Annotated in this window: 18 protein-coding genes and 2 pseudogenes; 10 read left to right on the forward strand and 10 right to left on the reverse strand. The window is 71.2% G+C overall.

Going from position 1 to position 18,533, the window contains the following annotated elements:
* The first annotated feature begins 329 nt into the window (after positions 1 to 329).
* From M1R94_RS11145 to M1R94_RS20920, 3 genes are all read left to right on the forward strand, one after another.
* Positions 330 to 743, forward strand: coding sequence for a YciI family protein (locus M1R94_RS11145; protein WP_249381776.1), 414 nt, complete (start codon positions 330 to 332; stop codon positions 741 to 743).
* Between the two features lie 4 nt (positions 744 to 747).
* Positions 748 to 1,974 (forward strand): RNA polymerase sigma factor, encoded by a 1,227-nt coding sequence (locus tag M1R94_RS11150; RefSeq protein ID WP_249381777.1) that lies wholly within the window; start codon positions 748 to 750, stop codon positions 1,972 to 1,974.
* Between the two features lie 75 nt (positions 1,975 to 2,049).
* Positions 2,050 to 2,196, forward strand: coding sequence for a transposase (locus M1R94_RS20920; protein ID WP_374109462.1), 147 nt, complete (start codon positions 2,050 to 2,052; stop codon positions 2,194 to 2,196).
* A gap of 216 nt (positions 2,197 to 2,412) precedes the next feature.
* Here M1R94_RS20920 and M1R94_RS20925 read toward each other — a convergent pair.
* From M1R94_RS20925 to M1R94_RS11180, 7 genes and pseudogenes are all read right to left on the reverse strand, one after another.
* Positions 2,413 to 2,852, reverse strand: a pseudogene (locus M1R94_RS20925) (DUF5946 family protein).
* A 195-nt stretch (positions 2,853 to 3,047) separates the two neighbouring features.
* Complete coding sequence (locus tag M1R94_RS11155; RefSeq protein WP_249381778.1) at positions 3,048 to 3,986, reverse strand: glycoside hydrolase family 68 protein; 939 nt, start codon at positions 3,984 to 3,986, stop codon at positions 3,048 to 3,050.
* Between the two features lie 5 nt (positions 3,987 to 3,991).
* Positions 3,992 to 4,825 (reverse strand): carbohydrate ABC transporter permease, encoded by an 834-nt coding sequence (locus tag M1R94_RS11160; protein ID WP_249381998.1) that lies wholly within the window; start codon positions 4,823 to 4,825, stop codon positions 3,992 to 3,994.
* Positions 4,826 to 4,957: 132 nt separating this feature from the next.
* Positions 4,958 to 5,917: a carbohydrate ABC transporter permease gene (locus tag M1R94_RS11165; RefSeq protein WP_249381779.1), complete on the reverse strand. Its 960-nt coding sequence runs from the start codon at positions 5,915 to 5,917 to the stop codon at positions 4,958 to 4,960.
* Positions 5,918 to 6,043: 126 nt separating this feature from the next.
* The gene (locus M1R94_RS11170; RefSeq protein ID WP_249381780.1) at positions 6,044 to 7,342 is read right to left on the reverse strand and encodes a sugar ABC transporter substrate-binding protein; all 1,299 of its coding nucleotides are present in this window, start codon (positions 7,340 to 7,342) and stop codon (positions 6,044 to 6,046) included.
* A 78-nt stretch (positions 7,343 to 7,420) separates the two neighbouring features.
* Positions 7,421 to 8,479, reverse strand: coding sequence for a LacI family DNA-binding transcriptional regulator (locus tag M1R94_RS11175; protein ID WP_249381781.1), 1,059 nt, complete (start codon positions 8,477 to 8,479; stop codon positions 7,421 to 7,423).
* 257 nt (positions 8,480 to 8,736) lie between these two features.
* Positions 8,737 to 8,970, reverse strand: a complete 234-nt coding sequence (locus M1R94_RS11180) for a hypothetical protein (protein ID WP_249381782.1) — start codon at positions 8,968 to 8,970, stop codon at positions 8,737 to 8,739.
* Positions 8,971 to 9,295: 325 nt separating this feature from the next.
* Here M1R94_RS11180 and M1R94_RS11185 point away from each other — a divergent pair, with 325 nt between their 5' ends.
* Both M1R94_RS11185 and M1R94_RS11190 read left to right on the forward strand, forming a co-directional pair.
* Complete coding sequence (locus M1R94_RS11185; protein WP_249381783.1) at positions 9,296 to 10,051, forward strand: ClpP family protease; 756 nt, start codon at positions 9,296 to 9,298, stop codon at positions 10,049 to 10,051.
* The gene (locus M1R94_RS11190; RefSeq protein ID WP_283253286.1) at positions 10,051 to 10,746 is read left to right on the forward strand and encodes a ClpP family protease; all 696 of its coding nucleotides are present in this window, start codon (positions 10,051 to 10,053) and stop codon (positions 10,744 to 10,746) included. Before M1R94_RS11185 ends, M1R94_RS11190 begins: the two co-directional genes overlap by 1 nt.
* Here M1R94_RS11190 and map read toward each other — a convergent pair.
* Positions 10,709 to 11,500 carry a type I methionyl aminopeptidase gene (map, locus tag M1R94_RS11195; protein ID WP_249381784.1) on the reverse strand — a complete coding sequence of 264 codons (792 nt, stop codon included), beginning with the start codon at positions 11,498 to 11,500 and terminating at the stop codon, positions 10,709 to 10,711. The genes M1R94_RS11190 and map overlap by 38 nt on opposite strands.
* 66 nt (positions 11,501 to 11,566) lie before the next feature.
* Here map and M1R94_RS11200 point away from each other — a divergent pair.
* Positions 11,567 to 11,821: pseudogene (locus M1R94_RS11200) on the forward strand (helix-turn-helix domain-containing protein); the annotation flags it as partial.
* Positions 11,822 to 11,976: 155 nt separating this feature from the next.
* On the opposite strand, the gene M1R94_RS11205 reads toward M1R94_RS11200, so the two are convergent.
* A complete protein-coding gene (locus M1R94_RS11205) occupies positions 11,977 to 13,476 on the reverse strand; it encodes an HNH endonuclease signature motif containing protein (RefSeq protein ID WP_249381785.1) in 1,500 nt (499 codons plus the stop codon).
* Between the two features lie 248 nt (positions 13,477 to 13,724).
* A complete protein-coding gene (locus M1R94_RS11210; protein ID WP_249381786.1) occupies positions 13,725 to 14,108 on the reverse strand; it encodes a helix-turn-helix domain-containing protein in 384 nt (127 codons plus the stop codon).
* Between the two features lie 222 nt (positions 14,109 to 14,330).
* On the opposite strand from M1R94_RS11210, the gene M1R94_RS11215 reads away from it, so the two are divergent.
* The 4 genes from M1R94_RS11215 (at position 14,331) to M1R94_RS11230 (ending at position 18,471) form a co-directional block, all read left to right on the forward strand.
* Positions 14,331 to 14,639: a hypothetical protein gene (locus tag M1R94_RS11215; RefSeq protein ID WP_249381787.1), complete on the forward strand. Its 309-nt coding sequence runs from the start codon at positions 14,331 to 14,333 to the stop codon at positions 14,637 to 14,639.
* Positions 14,640 to 14,775: 136 nt separating this feature from the next.
* Positions 14,776 to 16,737 (forward strand): methyl-accepting chemotaxis protein, encoded by a 1,962-nt coding sequence (locus tag M1R94_RS11220; RefSeq protein WP_249381788.1) that lies wholly within the window; start codon positions 14,776 to 14,778, stop codon positions 16,735 to 16,737.
* Between the two features lie 17 nt (positions 16,738 to 16,754).
* A complete protein-coding gene (locus M1R94_RS11225) occupies positions 16,755 to 17,297 on the forward strand; it encodes an NUDIX domain-containing protein (RefSeq protein WP_249381789.1) in 543 nt (180 codons plus the stop codon).
* A gap of 37 nt (positions 17,298 to 17,334) precedes the next feature.
* A complete protein-coding gene (locus M1R94_RS11230; RefSeq protein WP_249381790.1) occupies positions 17,335 to 18,471 on the forward strand; it encodes an LLM class flavin-dependent oxidoreductase in 1,137 nt (378 codons plus the stop codon).
* Positions 18,472 to 18,533: the final 62 nt, after the last annotated feature.

An 18,533-nucleotide genomic window follows, 5' to 3' on the forward strand; every position in this document is an offset into this window, starting at 1 on the left:
CGGCCTCTCCGGTGTCCCGGCTCTTTCGCAGGTCGCCATCGCCCACCGCTGTTCGGCCTCGCCCCCGCCAGCCGCCCCTCCCGACCTGACCAGCTTCTCGGACGGATCTGTGCGGCAGGTGAGCGAGATCGTTCGAGAACCTGGTCGGTCAGGCCAGATGTGCGCGCAAGGGCCGACGCCGTCGGGCCGGGCGGCGGGCGGTCGGGGGCCGGGCATCGGGCAGCGGAGTCGCCACCGGCTGATGTCGAGAACGGCGTGCGGGCTCCGTCCCTGGGGTGGTGGCGCCGACAATGGCGTCACGGACCTGAGCGAGCCGAACGGAGAGAGTCATGGCCAAGTACCTGATGCTCAAGCACTACCGCGGGGGGCCCGAGCCGATGCCGAACGCCCGCGCGCCGATGCAGGAGTGGACCCCCGAGGAGATCTCGGCGCACATCGCGTTCATGGACCACGTCGCGGACGTCCTGCGTGAGCGCGGGGAGTACGTGGACAGTCAGGCGCTCTCACCTCAGGGCGCGTTCGTGCGGTTCGACGGCGAAGGCCGGCCGCCGGTGACCGACGGTCCGTTCGCCGAGACCAAGGACCTGATCGCGGGCTGGATGCTGATCGACGTCGAGTCGGTCGAACGGGCCCACGAGGCTGCGGCGTTCCTGTCCTCGGCGCCCGGACCAGGGGGCGAGCCGCTCCAGGAGTGGATCGAGGTCCGACCGTTCCTCGAGCAGCCTCCGACCGTGGCCGACTGACGCGATGGGTGAGCTGCTCCGGGACCTGGTCCCGCAGGTGCTCGGGGTCCTCGTCCGCCGCGGTGCCGACTTCGCGGCGGCCGAGGACGCCGTCCAGGAAGCGCTGGTCGAGGCGCTCCGGCGGTGGCCGAGCTGGATCCCGGACGCGGGGCGGGACGCGGGGCCGGACGGGATGTCGGACGGGGGACCCGACGCGTGGCCGGCCGGGACGTCGGACGCGAGACCGCACGACCCCAAGGGCTGGTTGGTGACCGTCGCGTGGCGCAAGCTCGTCGACGCGGGCCGTTCCGACGCGGCTCGACGGGCCCGCGAGGTGCGGGTCGCGGACGAGCCGCACCCGGGTCCTGCGGCTCAGCACGACGACACGTTGCTGCTGCTGTTCCTGTGCTGCCACCCGTCCCTGACCCCCGCGTCGGCGGTGCCCCTGACCCTGCGCGCCGTCGGCGGCCTCACCACGCGGCAGATCGCCCGGGCGTACCTGGTTCCCGAGGCGACCATGGCGCAACGGATCAGCCGGGCCAAGCGGACCGTGGCGGCTCAGGGGCTGGGGCCGCCGGGTGACCTGCGCGACGTGCTGAGGGTCCTGTACCTGGTGTTCAACGAGGGCTACACGGGCGAGGTCGACCTGGCCGGGGAGGCGATCCGGCTGACGCGGGTGCTCGCGCGGGTCAGCGACGAGCCCGAGGTCGCCGGGTTGCTGGCCCTGATGCTGCTGCACGATGCGCGGCGCGGGGCACGCTGGTCGGCCGACGGTGCGATCGTGCCGCTGGCTGACCAGGACCGTTCGCTGTGGGACACCGCCCTCATCGCCGAGGGGGTGACCGTCCTGCAGGGCGCCCTGGCCCGGGACCGGGTCGGCGAGTACCAGGCGCAGGCTGCGATCGCCGCTCTGCACTGCGACGCCGCGACGGCCGAGGAGACCGACTGGCCGCAGGTCCTCGAGTGGTACGACGAGCTGCTGGGGATCACCGGGTCGCCGGTGGTCGCCCTCAACAGGACTGTGGCGGTGGGTCAGGTCGACGGCCCGCTCGCGGGTCTCGCAGCCCTCGAGGCCGTGCCGGGCGACGTCCCGCGTCGAGCTGCGGTCGCCGCGTGGCTGCACGAGCGGGCTGGTGATCGCCCGACGGCGGCAGCGCTCTACGTCGAGGCTGCTGCATCGGCCCACGATGTCGCCGAGCGGGACCACCTCGTGCTGCAGGCGGCCCGGCTCCGACAGGCCGAGGACACCTAGGGCGTGTTGATCAAGTCGGTTCGTGTTTGCGTGGGTGAGTCTTGAGTGGTGACGCGGCAGGAGATCTCTGACGAGGTGTGGTCTGTGATGGAGCCGTTGATGCCGGCGGTGTCGGGCAGGTCGAGGCCGTGGACTGATCATCGGCTCGCTGTCGAGGCTATGGCCTGGAAGTACCGGACCGGCGCACCGTGGCGGGATGTGCCGGAGCGGTTCGGGAAGTGAAACTCGATCTACAAGCGGTTCAACCGATGGGCTGAGGACGGCACCTGGGAGAAGCTGCTCGCTTCGGCGACCAGCAGAAGGAGCGCTACAAGGGCCGCAATGCTGTCGAGCGCTGCTTCAACAAGCTCAGACAATGGCGCGGCATCGCGATGCGGTCCGACAAGCTCCTCCGCACCTGCCGAGCTGCCGTTAGCCTCGCCGCCACCCTGATCTGGATCAGATCAAGGTGGACCTAGAACGCTCGGACAGGACCGAGGAGACCCACGTGTTCATCCGCGCCGCATAGCCCCGGGCCGGAAACGATCCATCGACACTGAGATCCTCGATCGTGAAACGAGGAGGATGCATTCGGGCGGGAGCGCGCGTTGCATCATCCGGTTTGAAGAGACCGCGCCGGTTCTGAGCGACTCGGCGGCGCTCGATCTGATTCACTGCCTCCAACCCTCCCGTGCTGTAAGCCTCGATCATCGTCCACTGCCCGTCGGCGGTGTTGGCCGGCGCCGTCAATGGATGCTGTAGGTATAGCAGGCGACATTCACACCGTGATGCGGTCCCCAAGGAGCAAGTCGTTGATGATCCAGAGCGAGCAGCACGTGGAAGAGATCTTCACAGCTTCCGAATCTCCCCATCGCATGGCAGTCCTCGCACATTGACATGAGTTCAGTCTATGAACCTCAGCCTCGCCGCCACACTGATCTGGACCAGATCGGACTTGATCAACACGGCCTAGCCCGGGCATCGCCGGCGACCCACGGGCGTGCGCCGGCTTCTCGAACGGATCTGTCCATGAGACGCACAGAATCGTTCGAGAAGCCGGCGACGCGCAGCCGGTGACACGCGCCCGGCCACGCCTACGGGACCAGGCGCAGCGTCCCGCCGTGGCTCTCGACGGGCATTGGGTCGGGGATCTCGCCGATGAACTCGCCGTCCTCGGTGTCGCGGAAGCCGAGCAGCACCCACGACCCGGGTGTCTGCTCGACCAGGCGGGCGGCGTAGATGCTCGGGTGGTCGAAGGCCGTCGCGGCGCCGATGTCCCACGGCCCCAGGAGGGTCTCCCCGGGGACCACCCACACCCCACCACCCGTCCACGTCGAGCGTCGTTCGGCGTCCATCCGGTCGGGCCAGCACGAGAAGACCAGCACCGGCTGACCGTCGACCACGGCGACCTGCGGCACCTCGAGCTGACCGAAGCCCGCGGGGGTGGTCAGCGGAGGCTGCACCTCCCAGTGCTCGAGGTCGGGGCTGGTCGCGTGCCCGATGACGCCCCGGCCCTCCGCGCTGCCCTCACGCACCCGGGCGGTCAGCAGCATGTGCCAGCCGTGGCCGTCGGGGTCGGCGAAGACCCAGGGGTCGCGCCACGCCTCGTCGATCCAGGCGTCCCGGTCGAGCTTCTCGTACCAGCGGGGGTCGGCCTCGAGCAGCGGGTCGTCGCCCACCCGGTGCCAGGTGATCAGGTCGTCCGACCGTGCGACCCCGACGCGCTGCACGAGGGGTTCGGCGCGGCTCACGCCGGTGTAGAACATCCGCCAGGTGCCGTCGGGCGCCTGGATCACCGACCCGGTCCAGGTCGCCTGGTCGTCCCAGGCGGGGGCGTCGGCGGTGACCAGGGCGTCCGGCAGGAGCTCCCACGTGATCAGGTCGGTCGAGCGGGCGTGCCCGACGGAGGCGCGCAGGTGGCGGCGGTCGGGGTCCTGCAGGGCTCGGGAGGCCCGCAGGAAGAACAGGTGGTGGTGCTGACCGTCGTGGACGGTCCAGCTGTCCCACACCCAGTGGTCGGCGAGCTTGAGCATGTGGTCTACCCCTTCACGCCGCTGGAGGCGATGCTGCTGACGAAGGCCCGTTGGAAGGCCAGGAACATGACGAGCACGGGCAGCGTGATCAGCGACGTGTACGCCATGACCTCGCCCCAGGCGGTGTTGAGCTGGAAGAAGTACTGCATGCCGACCATGACGGGGCGCAGGGACTCCTGCTGGACCACCATGAGCGGCCACAGGTACTGGTTCCAGGCGGGCAGGAAGGTCAGGATCGCGACGGTCGCGAACGCCGGCCCTGCGAGCGGCACGATGATGCGCCGGTAGATGGTGAACCATCCGGCGCCGTCGATGCGCGCGGCCTCGTCGAGGGACTTGGGGATGGTCGAGAAGTACTGCGTGAACAGGAAGATCGAGAATGCGTTCGCGATGAACGGGATGATCTGCACGTGGTAGGAGTTCAGCCACCCGAAGTCGTACATGGGGACGTTGTTCTCGAACACGAGCGTCGGCAGCTTCGAGACCCAGTAGACCATCGGGATCGCGATGGTCTCGAAGGGCACGATGAGGGTCGCGATGACGACCGTGAGCAGCACCTTGCGGCCACTCCACTCGAGGCGCGAGAGAGCGAACCCGCACATGGAGTTGACGATCAGGCCGAGCCCCACGATGCAGGTGGTGACCAGCACCGAGTTGAACAGGAAGCGCCCCACGGGCACCCGGTCGAAGACGTCGCTGTAGTTCTGCAGGCTGATGTCGCCGACCGGCAGGAAGGCCTGCGGGCTGCCGATGTCACCGAGGATCTGCGCGTCGGGCTTGAGGCTCGAGACGAACATGAAGATCACGGGGAACAGGAAGAACCCGGCGAGCAGCACCATCGGCAGGTAGCCGACCAGGAGCCGACGTCGGCGGCGCGTGGAGGCTTCGTCCTTGCTGCGGCGGGTCTCGGCGTCGCGGGCCGCGGAGTCGTGACCCGTCGAGCCGCGGGAGGGTGTCGTCGTGCTCATGGGTCAGTCCTTCTCTCGGGTGAGGTAGCGCTGGATGAGCGCGACGATGAGCACCAGGACGAAGAAGATGAGGGAGATCGCGGCGCCGTAGCCGGTCTCCTGCTGGCGGTAGCCCTGCCTGACGGCGTGGAACACGAGGGTGGTCGTGGAGTCCCGCGGGCCGCCCTGGGTCATCACGTCGATCTGCACGAACAGCCCGAGGGCCGCGATGGTGATGGTGACCAGGACGAACACCATGGTCGAGCGCAGGCCGGGCCAGGTGACGTCCTTGAACTGCTGCCACCCGTTGGCGCCGTCCATGCGGGCAGCCTCGTAGAGCTCCTCGGGGATGGTCTGCAACCCCGACAGCCAGATGATCATGTGGAATCCCACGGCCTGCCAGATCGACAGCACGATGATCGCGCCCAGGGCCGTGTTGGTGTTGCTGAGCCAGGCGGTGCCCTGGAAGGCCCCGAAGGTGATGGTGTCGATCATCGAGTTGATCAGGCCGTCGCCCTGGTACATGAAGCGCCACAGGATGGAGACGACGACGATCGAGGTGACCACGGGGATGAAGAAGATGACGCGGAACCAGGTGACACCGCGCAGCCGCTGGTTGACCAGGATCGCCATGACCAGCCCGAGCCCGGCCTGGACCGGCACGATGACGGCTGCGAACAGGAACGTGTTGATCAGAGAGCGGATGAACGTCGGGTCGGAGGTGAAGGCGCGCAGGAAGTTGTCCATCCCGACGAACCTGGGTGGGTTCGGCGAGATGAGGCGCGCGTTGGTGAACGACAGCCCGAAGGCGAGCAGCACGGGGACGATGAGGAAGAGCACGAGCAGGACGACGGCGGGAGCGACCATCGCGTAGGCGGCGCGGCGACCTTCCTTCGAGCCGGCGACCCTGCTGCGGGCCCGGCCGGTGCGCCCGCGACGGGAGCGGTCGCCCTGCGGGGTGATCTGCTGGGTGGGGACGGTCATGGTGCACATCCGTTCCGGCACGGGGCGGGTCCCTCGGGGGTCACCCGCCGGACCGCACCCGGGCAGGGTGGGTCCGGCAGGTGACCGTCCGAGGGGGCGCCGTCGGCGCCGTGAAGGACGGTCGGCTCAGAAGCCGTAGCCGTCGTTGGACTCGATGTTGGTGTCGATCTCCTGGACCGCCTGGTCCAGCGTGGACTGCACGGGGGCGCCGCTCATGATGTCCCGCGCGGCGCGCTCGAAGACGTTCGAGATCACGGCGTAGGCAGGTGTCGGCGGGCGCTCGAGGGCGAACCGCTCGGACAGCTCGACGAACGGGTACAGCGGGCCGCCCTCGGCGAAGTTCTCGGAGAGCTCCTGGGCCTCGGCGGTCGCCGGGATGACGACCTGGCGGTCGGCGAACTCGGCGATGTACTCGTCCTGGAAGCTGAACTCGAGGTAGGCGCGAGCGCCCTCGACCTGGTTGCACCCGTCCGAGATGCCCCACTGCCAGGACGCGCCGCCGATGACCGGCCCGTTGCCGAAGTCCGGCGGCGGGAGGATCAGCAGGTCGTCGCCCACGGTCTCCAGGGAGTCCATCGCGTTCCAGACCCCGGTGTAGCTCAGGGCGGCCTCGTCGGCGTTGAACTCGGTGTTGCCGATGGTCCCGGAGTCGCTGGCCAGGCCCCGCTCGAACGCGGACTGGAACCAGGTGAAGAACTCCACGGCCTCGGGCCCGTTGAGGGCCCCGTCGGCGGTCAGGAACGTGTCGCGGTCGATGAGGTCACCGCCGGCGCTCTGCAGCATGGGTGAGTAGGCGTACGACCACCACTCCCCGGCGTCCTCCGCGCCGATGTCCAGCGGGGTCGCGTAGCCGGCCTCCTGCAGGGTGACCAGGGCGGCGTCGAACTCCTCGATGGTCCAGGGGTCGTCCAGGTCGGGGATGCGGATGTCGTTGGCCTCGAGCACGGACTGGCGGGCGAAGACCGACAGGGCGGCGTCCCAGTAGCCCGCGGAGTAGATCTCGTCCTGGTAGCGCCCGACGGCGGTGGGCAGCAGGTTGTCGGTGATCGCCGGGTCGATGCCGAGGGGCTGGATGTAACCGGCCCAGGCCCAGTTGGGGACGATCGGGCCGTCCATGTCGAGCAGGCAGGGCAGGTCGCCCGCGGCGGCCGCGGCGACGATGGCGTCGTTGTAGGCGCCCTGCGGGAAGGACTCGGTGACGACCTGGTACTCGTCCTGGGAGCCGTTGAAGTCGGCGATGATCTGCTCGTAGACCGCGAGCTCGGCCTCGTTGCCGGCCGAGTGGGTCCACATGGTCAGCTGGGCGGGGCCGTCACCGCCGCCCCCGCCGTTGCTGTCGGACTGCCCGGCCTGGCCGCAGCCGGCCAGTGCTGTGGCTGAGGCAGCGGTGATCGCTACCATCGCCGTCAAGGACTTGCGACTCATCGTGATTCCTTTCGTGGGGTCCGACTGGCAGGTCGGGCCCTGCGGTTGGTGGGCGTCGCGAGACGTCCATGTGTGGTGTCACTCCCCGTCGCCGGCCGGTGCTGGATGCTGGGCCGGCGGCGGGGCTACTGATTCACGGCGGATGAGCGGGCACGGCATGAGGTGCACGCCGTCGTTCTCCGTCGGTGCGGCAAGGACGCCGAGCCGGACCTGCATGGCCCAGCGCCCCATCTCGTAGTGCGGCAGCGCCACCGTGGTGAGTGGGGGGTCGAGCTCGGCGGCGATGAACTGCTGGTCGTCGTAGCCGACGACCGACAGGTCTGTGGGGATCTCCAGCCCGCGGTGACGGGCTGCCCGGTAGGCACCCATCGCGACGCGGTCGTTGAAGCAGAAGATGGCCGTGGGGCGCTGGGCCGGTGGCCGGTCGAGCAGCTCGCCCGCGGCGGCGACCCCGCCTGCGGCGGTGGTGATCGAGGCCTCGACCCGCAGGCTCGGGTCGGGCTCGATGCCGGCGCGACGCAGCACCTCGAGGTACCCCTCGTGGCGCAGCCGGGAGGCGATCGGGACGGGTTCCTCGCCGGCGTCGATGTAGGCGATGCGGGTGTGCCCCTGGTCGACGAGCTCCTGGACGGCCGCCATCGCGCCGGCACGGTCGTCGGGCATGACGGCGGGGAAGCCGCCGCCGGCGGGTCGGCCGTCGAGGAAGACGGTGCCGGCGGGCAGACCGGCGGGGACGTCGACCACCTGGCTCCACATGCAGGCGTAGACCATGCCGTCGACCTGACGGCTGAGCAGGGCGTCGACGGCCTCGCGCTCGACGTCGTGGTCACCGTCGGTGTTGACCAGCAGGAGCAGGTAGCCGTGCTCGCGGGCGACGTCCTGGGCGGCCTGGACCATCTCGACGGCGAAGGGCGTGGTCGCGATCCGGTCGGAGATGAGCGCGATGGTGTGGGTGCGCTGGGTGCGCAGGCTCCGGGCGACCGAGTTGGGGGCGTAGCCGATCTCGGTGGCCACGCGCCGGACGCGGTCGCGGGTGGTGTCCGGGATGCGGGCGGACTGGCCGTTGAGGACGAGCGAGACCGTGGTCGGGGAGACGCCGGCCTCGCGGGCGACGTCCTTGATCCCGACACGCTTCATCGCGCTCTCCTGACGATCGGTGCTCGTTGGCGTGTCTCTGGTCCGCGGTGGACGAGCCAGGTTCGCGACCTGCTGCTGTGGCGATAAACCGATTTATCAACTGGTCCGATCGTGACGCAGAGCACAGTGCGTCGTCAACCCTCGTTACCGAACCGTGACAGGGGGAGCCGGGGCCGGGGCTGGTCCGGGGCCGAACCGGGCTCCCGGCGTTGACACGCGCTGCCCGACGTCGACCGGGCGCATCGTCGGGCACGTGGTCAGTCGAGCGCCTGGGACTGCAGCACGACGGGCGCCCACTCCCCGGCGCACACGCTGCACCGCACGCTCTCCCGGGGCGGTCCGACGGGGAAGAGGGTGAGCACCCAGAAGAGGTGGAACCAGGTGCGCTGCTCGAGGTGCTCGTAGCGGCGCGGCTCGAGGCAGAAGGGGCACCTGAACGAGCCGACGCCCAGGACCCGGCGGCGCACACGGGTGCCGAAGAAGAGGATCACCCGCCCAGGATCCCGTAGTGCGCCGTCGACGGCCACCGTCGCCTGCCGCGGGCTCGAGCGTGCTGTCTGGCGGGTCGCTCGAGGCGGGGTGCAGCACGGCGGGGCGTTCGCGGGCGTCTTGCCGGTGGCGGCGCGGCCTGCTCGGTGTCGGTGCGCCGGTCGCTGGGTGCTGTCTGCTCGGCGTCGTTGCGCCGGTGGCGGGCGGTGTCTGCTCGCAGCAGATCCGCCACGGGCAGAGTCGGTTCCGGTGGACCATCGGGCGGTGTCACGGTCGGGTGGAGCGGGCGGTCAGGTGCCCCCGCCGGACAGTTGACGGAGGCGCACCATGAGCACCCCGACCCCCGCGGCCACGAGCGTGCCCTTCTCGGGCTCCGCGGGCCTGGCCCCCGCGGGCCCGTCCCCCTTCACCGGCCCGTCCCCCTTCACGGCGCCGGCCCTCTTGACCGGCCCGTCCCCAGCGGCAACCAGTACTCAGGCCCGGGGGGAGCCGGCGGCCGGGACCTTCGACGACCAGCTCGCTGCCCGGCTGCTGCACCAGCGCATCATCGTGCTGGGAACAGCGGTCGACGACTCGGTCGCGAACCGGATCAGCGCCCAGCTGCTGCTCCTCTCGGCCGAGGACCCGCGCAGCGACATCGCCCTGTACATCAACTCCCCGGGCGGCTCGGTCAGTGCCGGGATGGCGATCTACGACACCATGCGGCTGGTCCCCAACGACGTCTCGACCCTCGCGATGGGGCTGGCCGCGAGCGTCGGGCAGTTCCTGCTGTGCGCCGGGACGGAGGGCAAGCGGTACGCGATGGAGCACGCCCGGGTGCTCATGCACCAACCCTCGGGGGGGCTCGGCGGAACGGCCGTGGACATCGCGATCCAGGCCGAGAACATGGCGCACGTCAAGCACACCATGCAGTCGCTGATCGCCCGGCACACAGGTCAGCCCGTCGAGACCATCGAGCGCGACAGCGACCGTGACCGCTGGTTCACCGCGGTCCAGGCCCAGGAGTACGGCTTCGTGGACCGCGTGGTGCGCCAGATCGACGACGTCCGGCCCGACGGCGCGCTGCGGAAGGTGGGACTGTGATGGCCGGCCAGTACACGATCCCGGTGGTCGTCGAGCAGCGGGCGACCGGGGAACGCAGCGCGGACGTCTTCAGCCGGCTCCTGTCGGACCGGATCATCTTCCTGGGCACGGAGATCGACGACGGCGTCGCGAACGTCGTCATCGCCCAGCTGCTGCACCTGCAGTCGCAGAGCCAGGACACCGACATCAGCCTCTACATCAACTCCCCCGGGGGTTCGCTGACGGCGCTGATGGCGATCTACGACACGATGCAGTTCGTCCGACCGGACGTCTCGACCTTCTGCATGGGACAGGCGGCGTCGGCCGCGGCGGTCCTGCTGGCGGCCGGGACGCCGGGCAAGCGGTTCGCCCTCGAGCACTCCCGGGTGCTGCTGCACCAGCCCTCGGGCGGTGCCGAGGGCACCGCCGCCGACCTCGAGCTGCAGGCCCGCGAGGTGCTGCGGCTGCGCGCACAGGTCGAGGAGGTGCTCTCACGGCACACGGGTCACCCGCCCGAGAAGCTCCGCGCGGACACCGACCGCGACCGCATCTTCACCGCGCCCGAGGCGCTCGCCTACGGGCTGGTGGACGGCGTCGTCGGGAGTCTCAAGGATGCCGGGAGCCTCGCGCGTGCCGTGAGCCTCCAGGACGCCGGGAGCCTCGCGCGTGCCGGGAGCCTCAAGGACGGAGGGGCGGCGCCCACGTCGGCAGGGTGAGGATCTCTGCGCCGTCGTCGGTGATGGCGATCGTGTGCTCGCTGTGAGCCGTCCGGGAGCCTGTGGCGCTCCGGAGGGTCCATCCGTCGCGATCGGTGATGAGCTCAGCGGTGCCCGCCATGACCCACGGCTCGAGCGCCAGCAGCAGCCCCGGTCGCAGCGTGTACCCGCGTCCGGGGCGGCCGGTGTTGGAGACGTGCGGGTCCTGGTGCATCGTCGATCCGATGCCGTGACCGCCGTACTCGGTGTTGATCGGGTACCCCGCTGCGCGCAGGACCGAGCCGATGGCGTGGGAGATGTCGCCGATGCGTGCTCCGGGACGGGCGGCGGCGATCCCCGCGGACAGCGCGCGTTCTGTCGTGTCGATCATCGCGACGCTCTCGGGGTGCCTGGTGTCCCCCACGATGAAGCTGATCGCGGAGTCGGCGGCGAACCCGCCCGTGGAGACTGCGAGGTCGAGCGACAGCAGGTCGCCGTCGGCGAGCGTGTAGTCGTGGGGCAGCCCGTGGAGGACGGCGTCGTTGACGGAGGTGCAGATGTAGTGGCCGAACGGGCCGTGCCCGAAGGACGGTGCGTAGTCGACGTAGCAGGACTGGGCACGGGCCTCGACGATCATGTCCTTGGCCCACGTGTCGATGTCCAGGAGGTTGGTACCCGGTGCGCTGCGGCTCCTGAGTGTCTGCAGGATGTTGCCGACGAGGGCGCCAGCCACCTTCGCCCGCTCCACCTCGGCCGGGTTCAGGATCTCGATCACGATGCGCCTCTCTCTTGCGTCCAATAACTATCCCGGGAATGTTATCCCGGTATTAGTATCGGCATCATGGTCCGGTTGCCGCTCACACCCGCAGAGGTCGAGCGCGGGCAGCGCCTCGGTGCCCTGCTGCGTCGGGCCAGAGGGGAGCGTTCGATGCTCCAGACCGCGCTCGACGCTCGTGTCTCACCGGAGACCCTTCGAAAGATCGAGTCAGGTCGTGTGGCGACCCCGGCGTTCCCGACCATCGCGGCGATCGCCGACGTCCTGGGTCTCTCCCTCGATGTGGTGTGGGCCGAGATCGTCCAGCCCGGAGCCGTGGCCGCCTCGAACGGCACCGCTGGCGACTCCACCGGCACCGCAGGCGACTCCACCGGCACCGCTGGCGACTTCACCGGCACCGCAGGCGACTCCACCGGCACCGCTGGCGACTCCACCGGCACCAGTGCCGACGTGACCCGCGCCGGTGACGACGCCCGTCAGCGGCTGGTCTCGTAGGTCGCGACCTTCGGCCGCGGGCTCTCGGAGATCGCCGGCCCCGCTCTGCGCCCGGGTGGTCCGGTGGGGGCGGGTCGCGACGGAGCTGTGACGCGACCTTGTGGTGCGGTGCGACCGGGTGGGACTGCGGCGTGACCGGGTGGAACCGGGGCGTGACCGGGTGGGCCGGTCGTCTTGAGCATGCTCCCGTGTCGCTGGTCGGTGAGTACTGATCCGTCAACGCGCGCGAACTCCCACCCGCCGGTCGCCCGAGGGGCGATGCGCAGGTGTCGTTGGTGGACGAGGTCGTGGTGGTGCCAGCACAGCAGGATCCCGTTGGCCACCGACGTGGGTCCGGATCTGGACCAGGGCTGGACGTGGTGGATCTCGCCGAGTGCCGGTGGTGCGTGGCACCCCGGGAACTGGCAGCACCGGTCGCGCGCCACCACGGCCCGACGCAGCTGCCCGGTGTAGGTCCGCTGGGCGCGTCCCACGTCCAGGACCTGGCCGCTCGGCCCGAAGACGATGCGGGTGATCTCGCTGTCGCACGCGATCCGCGCGAGCAACGTGGGGGCCAGGGGCTCGCCGGAATCGAGCTCGGCGGGGAGCAGGGACACCGGCGCTGCGGCGTTGGTCCCGTCGGCCGTTGTGCGGGCGTCGTCGGCGAGCGCCCGGAAGGTGTTCCACGGGACGTGGACCGACAGGTGGGGGCGGACCTGCGACCCTCCGCCGGCCAGGCCCCGGTCCAGGGTCAGGCGAGCCAGCCCGACCAGGGCTTCTGCCTGCCGTGCCTGCGGGGTCCGGTCGTCGTCGGCGGCGGGGACGCCTGTCACGGCGCGCAGGGCCGTGGTCAGTGCGGCCCCGTGCTCGACGGTCAGGAACCCGTTGACCGCGACACCGCCGTCGCGGGGGGTCAGGAACAGGTGCTCCCGGGCGGCGATGAGGGTGTGGTCCCGGTCGGCAGCCTCGGCGTCGACCTGGGTGGCCCACCGCGAGGCGGTCTTGCGGAACTGGTCCACCGTGGTGGTCCTGGCCTGCTCGACCAGTGCTGCCTCGTTGCGGTCCTCATGACCACCCGCCAGTGCCTCACGCCGGGCGGCAGAGGTCGGTGCGATCCTGGCCAGGACGTGCGCGTGCTCGAGGGTGATCTCCCCGGCTGCCACGGCGGCCTGCGTCACCGGCAGGTCCGCACCGAGTGCCTTGCTGAGCTGGACCTCACGGCGCACCGTTCCCACCGACACGCCCTCCTGCTGGGCGACGTGCTCGGCGACGGTCCGCGCCCCGGACAGGGCCCACCGACCGTCCTCCTCGACCACGGTGATCGCCCGCGCGGACACCAGTCCGACCATGTCTGCCACGACCCGCAGCTCGCGATGCACCAGAGCGGCGTCCCCGGCGTCGAGGGGGGTGCGATCTGCTACCAGCGCGACCGCCGCGGCCCGCAACGCGCGCACGCGCTCGACCAGCGAGCCCGCGCCCACGTGTGCTGCGCCAGACCCCACCTCACACCTCCCGGACCGAGCATGTCGAACACCTGTTCGAACAACTCTACGAGAGTGCGATGACATCCACCAGGGATGCGGGTCGATCTGTGGACAGCCGGCCCGTCCTGCGGCCTGCGCGGATCAGCGTGCCGGGTCTCTCGGGGGGATGACTGATGTATCGGCTGTCCGCGGTGCACCTTGAGCCCGATTCGCCGGATTCACCCGGATGGAGCAGTGTGCGGTAGTTCGCGCCGAGTTCAGGGCGGTCAGGCGGCGCGGAGCAGGGCCGTGCCGGACGGCGTCTGGTCGACCTGCGGGGACACCGGCGGGAGGCGTGTGGTGAGGTCGACCAGCTCTCCCTGCCCGGGTGCGGTGCGGGCAGCCAGCGTGTCGTGCGCCGCAGCCACCAGGTCGACCAGGCGGAGGTCGAGCGACCGGCAGACCGCGCCGAGCACCTCGGAGGAGACCTCCTTGCGTCCGCGCTCGATCTCGGAGAGGTAGGCGACCGAGACCTGCGCCCGTCCGGCGACCTCCCGCAGCGTGCGGCCCTGCGCGAGGCGGTGGTGACGCAGCACGGCTCCGAGCAGCGAGCGCAGCAGAGGTTCGTGGCGTCGGGGCGTCGGTGCGCCACCTGCCTGCAGGATCGTCATGGCATCCTCCGTCGCGCAGGCCCTCGCAGGCCTTCCCGGCGACCGTAGCAGCGCAGTCCTGGACCGTTCCCGAGGTGGCGCTCAGCCGTCCGCGAACACCCGGGAGGACGTCGTCCGACGACGACGGCGTGCCCGGCCCGACCGGGTCGCCGAGTGCCGTACCGGGCCGCCCGCGGGGTGGAAGGATGGCGACGCCCGGCACCGTCCCGAGAGGTCCCCGTGATGACCCGCACCCTGCTGACCCGCGTCGCCATCGCCGGCCTTGCCGTCGTCGCCCTCGGGGTGATCACCCTCTTCGTCGAGGTCGCCGCGACGTACGGCGAGGGCTTCATGTCGCTGTGCGGGTCGGCGGCGTCGCCGTTCCCCGCAGACGCGGAGTGCTCCGACCTCCTCGCGCGCCGACGGCTGCTCGCGGTCGTCGTGATCGTGGTCGGCGCTCTCGCGACGGCGGTCGCGTTGCTGCTGCGCAGCGACCTCTCCCGCAGCGACCTCTCCCGCAGCGACCTGCCGGTCACGCCGCCAGCGCCCTGAGCCCCACGCCGCCCGCACCCTGAGTCCCACGCACCCTGAGTCCCACGCACCCTGAGTCCCCCCGGTGCACCACTCAACGCCGGGCGGCGTCGGCCGATGAGAACCAGGTAGGGCTCAGCTCACCTGGAGGGCAACCGTGCACGGAATCAGGGGACGACTCGTCACGAGCGTCCTGGCGATGATCGTCCTGACCCTCACCCTGGTCACGGCCGTGGTGGCGTTCCGCAGCGACCAGCTGGGGCAGCAGCAGGCCCGGGACTACACCGCGGCGCTGGCGGCGCAGCACGCCGCGACCGTGGGCCAGCAGCTGACCAGCGCGGTCACCACGACGACCGATCTCGCGGGCACCCTGGCCTCGCTGCACAGCGGCGGGGAGATCTCCCGGGCCGAGGCCTCGGCCGTGGTCGGCGCGGTGCTGGCCGCCCACCCCGAGTTCGTCGGCATGTCCACCGCCTGGGAGCCGGACGCGTTCGACGGTGCCGATGAGGACTTCGTCGGCACCGACCAGAGCGACGCGACCGGCCGGTTCATCCCGTACTGGTACCGCGACGGCGCCACGATCGGTGTCGAGGCGCTCGTCGACTACGACGACCCGACGGTCGCCGACTGGTACTTCACGCCCCGCGACACCCTCGCGCCCACGGTGACCGAGCCGTACGTGTACCCCGTCTCCGGGGTGGACGTCCTGATGACCACCGCCGCTGCGCCGATCATCGTGGACGGGACCTTCCTCGGGGTGGTGACCTCGGACCTGCAGCTGACCGCCCTGACCGGGTCGCTCGCGGAGATCCGCCCGTACGGCACGGGCTACGTGTCGCTGCTGACGGACAGTGCCACGGTGGTGACCCACCCCGACGCCGAGCAGCTCGGGACCACCCTCCAGGGCGACCAGGGCGCACAGTCCCTCGCGGTGATCAGCTCTGAGGCCGCGTCGGTGGCCGTCCTGGACGACCCGGTTCTCGAGGCCACCGCGATCACCGCGGTCGCCCCGGTGCCGGTGACCGACACCCAGACCTGGACCCTGCTCGTGGCCGCCCCCGAGAGCGTGGCGATGGCGGCCAGCACCGGCCTGCGCAACTCCACCGTCCTGCTGGGCCTGGGCGCGCTGGTCGTGGCCGGTATCGCGACCTGGGTGATCGGCTCCCGGCTGACCCAGCCCATCACGCGCCTCCGGGACCGCCTGGTGGCGATCGCCGACGGCGACGGCGACCTCACCCAGCGTGTCGACGACAGCCGGCGTGACGAGCTCGGCGAGCTGGGTGGTGCCTTCAACCGCTTCGTCGGGACCATCGCGGACACCGTCTCGGCGATCGGGACGCAGGCACAGCTCCTGCACGCGGCCTCAGGGCGGCTGCACACCGCGAGCGACCAGCTCAACGGCCACGCGGTGGACACCGCTGCCCGGGCCGACGACGTGGCCACCACCGCCTCGGGCGTCAGCGACGAGGTCGCCGGGGTGGCTGCCGCCACCGAGGAGATGGGGGCGAGCATCTCCGACATCGCCCGCAGCGTGGGGGAGGCCTCCCGCATCGCCCACGACGCCGTGGCGGCCTCGCAGTCGACCGAGGGTGTCATCGCGGACCTGTCGGTCAGCTCGACAGCGATCGGTGAGGTGGTGCGGACGATCACCTCGATCGCCGAGCAGACCAACCTCCTCGCGCTCAACGCCACCATCGAGGCGGCGCGTGCGGGCGAGGCCGGGAAGGGCTTCGCCGTCGTCGCAGGAGAGGTCCAGCAGCTCAGCCTGCAGACCCGGACGGCGACCGAGGAGATCGAGCAGCGCATCGGGGCCCTGCGCCGCGACGTCGAGCAGGCGGCCACGTCGGTGAGCCACATCGGCTCCGTGGTGGACCGTCTCGACGAGATCCAGGTCGTCATCGCCTCGGCCATCGAGGAGCAGGACGCGACCACCAAGGAGATGTCCCGCGGCGTGGCTCGGGCCGCCACCGCCACCGGTGACATCGCCGCGACGATCGGCAACGTCGCCCACATCGCCGGGCAGACGACTCAGAGCGCGTCGGACACCGGCACCTCGGCGGGCGACGTGGCCAGCGCCGCGACCGAGCTGCGCGCGCTGGTCGGTCGGTTCCGCATCTGACTGGCAGGCTCGGGCCCATGACCTCCTGGCGTACCCGCTCGTCCGACGTCGTCTTCGACAACCCGTGGATCCGGGTGCGGCAGGACGCCGTCGACCGGCCGGACGGGACGCCGGGTACCTACGGGGTGGTCGAGCTGCGCCACCCGGCGGTGTTCGTCGTGCCGGTCACCGACGACGACGAGGTCGTGATGGTCGAGGTGGACCGGTACACCGTGGGCTCCTCGCTCGAGGTCCCCGCCGGCGGGTCGGACGGCGAGGACCTGCTCGAGGCCGCACGTCGGGAGCTGCGCGAGGAGACCGGTCTGGTCGCGGACTCCTGGCAGCGGGTCGGCAGCATGATGGCCCTCAACGGGGTGTGCCGTGCCCCTGAGCACGTCTTCCTGGCCCGGGGCCTGCGCACCGACCCGCGTCCGGTCGAGCAGGCCGAGGAGGGCATCACCGCGGTGCGGCGCGTGCCCTGGTCGCAGGTCGTGGCCATGGTGGCCGACGGGACCATCACCGACGGCGAGACCGTCGCCGCGCTGATGTACGCCGCGATCGCGCTGGGACGGGTGACCTGAGCGGAATGGCGCACGTGCCCGCCGGGTTGCCCCTGGGGTGAGCACCCCGACACCTGACCTGCCCGGCACCACCCCCGCCGCGTCCGCCACCGCCACCGCCGCCGCCGCCGCCGCCCCGCCCGTCGACGAGACCCTGCCGCTCGCGGTGCTGGACTTCGTCGGCATCGAGCATGGCGAGTCCGCCCACCACGCCCTCGCCGGTGCGATCGGGATCGCACAGGCCGTCGAGCGGGCCGGGTTCCGCCGGTACTGGGTCTCCGAGCACCACAACATGCGCAGCCTGGCGTGCAGCGCCCCCGAGATCCTCATCGCGGCGATCGCCGGGCGCACCGAACGCATCCGGGTGGGTGCTGCGGGGATCATGCTGCCCAACCATGCGCCGTTCAAGGTCGCCGAGATCTTCCGCACCCTGCTGGCCCTGCACCCCGGACGCATCGACCTGGGCCTGGGACGCGCCCCCGGCACCGACCCGCTCACCGCCCACGTGCTGCGTCGCGGCGCCTCGGTCGACGCCGGCGCGGACTTCCCCGGGCAGGTCGGCGAGCTGCTCGGCCACCTGGGGGAGGGTTTCCCCGCGGGCCACCCCTACGCACCCCTGGTCGCCGCACCCGTCGTCGACGAGCGACCCCAGCTCTTCATGCTCGGCTCGAGCCCCTACGGCCCGCAGTTCGCCGCGGCCAACGGGATGACCGCGGTCTTCGCCCACCACCAGAGCCCCGAGATCGCCGTGGACGTGCTGCGCGAGTACCGCCGAGCGTTCGTCCCGGGCGTCCAGGACGAGCCCCGGTCGGCGATGTCGGTGCTGACCTTCGCGAGCGACGACCCCGGTGCGGTGGCCGAGTTCGAGGCCGCGTGGGCACTGACGATGCAGAACCTCGCCCGCGGGATCCGTGAGCCCCTGCGCCCCGAGGAGGTGCGCGAGCACGCCCGGTCGGAGGCGTTCCAGCGCTCGCGGACCGCCCGCGGGGCGGGCGACGGCACGGCCACCGAGCCGGACGGCCGCATGGTCACCGGACCCGCGGACGCCGTCGTGCGGCGGTTGCGCGAGCTCAAGGAGCAGGCGCAGGTCGACGAGATCGTGGTGGTCACCCCGTCGTTGGACCGCGCCCAGCGGACGGCGAGCTTCGAGGCGATCGCGACGCAGTGGCGGCGCACCGAGGCCGCGGGCGGTTGAGGGGGCCGGTGCCCTGACCCAGCGCGGTCGCGCCTCAGACCTGGGAGCGTCTGACCTGGGCG

The sequence above is a fragment of the Actinotalea alkalitolerans genome, from assembly GCF_023369855.1.
GTDB lineage: Bacteria > Actinomycetota > Actinomycetes > Actinomycetales > Cellulomonadaceae > Actinotalea.

What these genes read in the sequence shown, in the direction of transcription:
- M1R94_RS11215 (WP_249381787.1), top strand. Translation starts at nt 14,331, where the DNA reads ATGACCCGCACCCTGCTGACCCGCGTCGCCATCGCCGGCCTTGCCGTC.
- M1R94_RS11185 (WP_249381783.1), top strand. Translation starts at nt 9,296, where the DNA reads ATGAGCACCCCGACCCCCGCGGCCACGAGCGTGCCCTTCTCGGGCTCC.
- M1R94_RS11170 (WP_249381780.1), bottom strand. Translation starts at nt 7,342, where the DNA reads ATGAGTCGCAAGTCCTTGACGGCGATGGTAGCGATCACCGCTGCCTCA.
- M1R94_RS11175 (WP_249381781.1), bottom strand. Translation starts at nt 8,479, where the DNA reads ATGAAGCGTGTCGGGATCAAGGACGTCGCCCGCGAGGCCGGCGTCTCC.
- M1R94_RS11190 (WP_283253286.1), top strand. Translation starts at nt 10,051, where the DNA reads ATGGCCGGCCAGTACACGATCCCGGTGGTCGTCGAGCAGCGGGCGACC.
- M1R94_RS11155 (WP_249381778.1), bottom strand. Translation starts at nt 3,986, where the DNA reads ATGCTCAAGCTCGCCGACCACTGGGTGTGGGACAGCTGGACCGTCCAC.
- M1R94_RS11165 (WP_249381779.1), bottom strand. Translation starts at nt 5,917, where the DNA reads ATGACCGTCCCCACCCAGCAGATCACCCCGCAGGGCGACCGCTCCCGT.
- M1R94_RS11150 (WP_249381777.1), top strand. Translation starts at nt 748, where the DNA reads ATGGGTGAGCTGCTCCGGGACCTGGTCCCGCAGGTGCTCGGGGTCCTC.
- M1R94_RS11225 (WP_249381789.1), top strand. Translation starts at nt 16,755, where the DNA reads ATGACCTCCTGGCGTACCCGCTCGTCCGACGTCGTCTTCGACAACCCG.
- M1R94_RS11145 (WP_249381776.1), top strand. Translation starts at nt 330, where the DNA reads ATGGCCAAGTACCTGATGCTCAAGCACTACCGCGGGGGGCCCGAGCCG.
- M1R94_RS11210 (WP_249381786.1), bottom strand. Translation starts at nt 14,108, where the DNA reads ATGACGATCCTGCAGGCAGGTGGCGCACCGACGCCCCGACGCCACGAA.
- M1R94_RS11160 (WP_249381998.1), bottom strand. Translation starts at nt 4,825, where the DNA reads ATGGTGCTGCTCGCCGGGTTCTTCCTGTTCCCCGTGATCTTCATGTTC.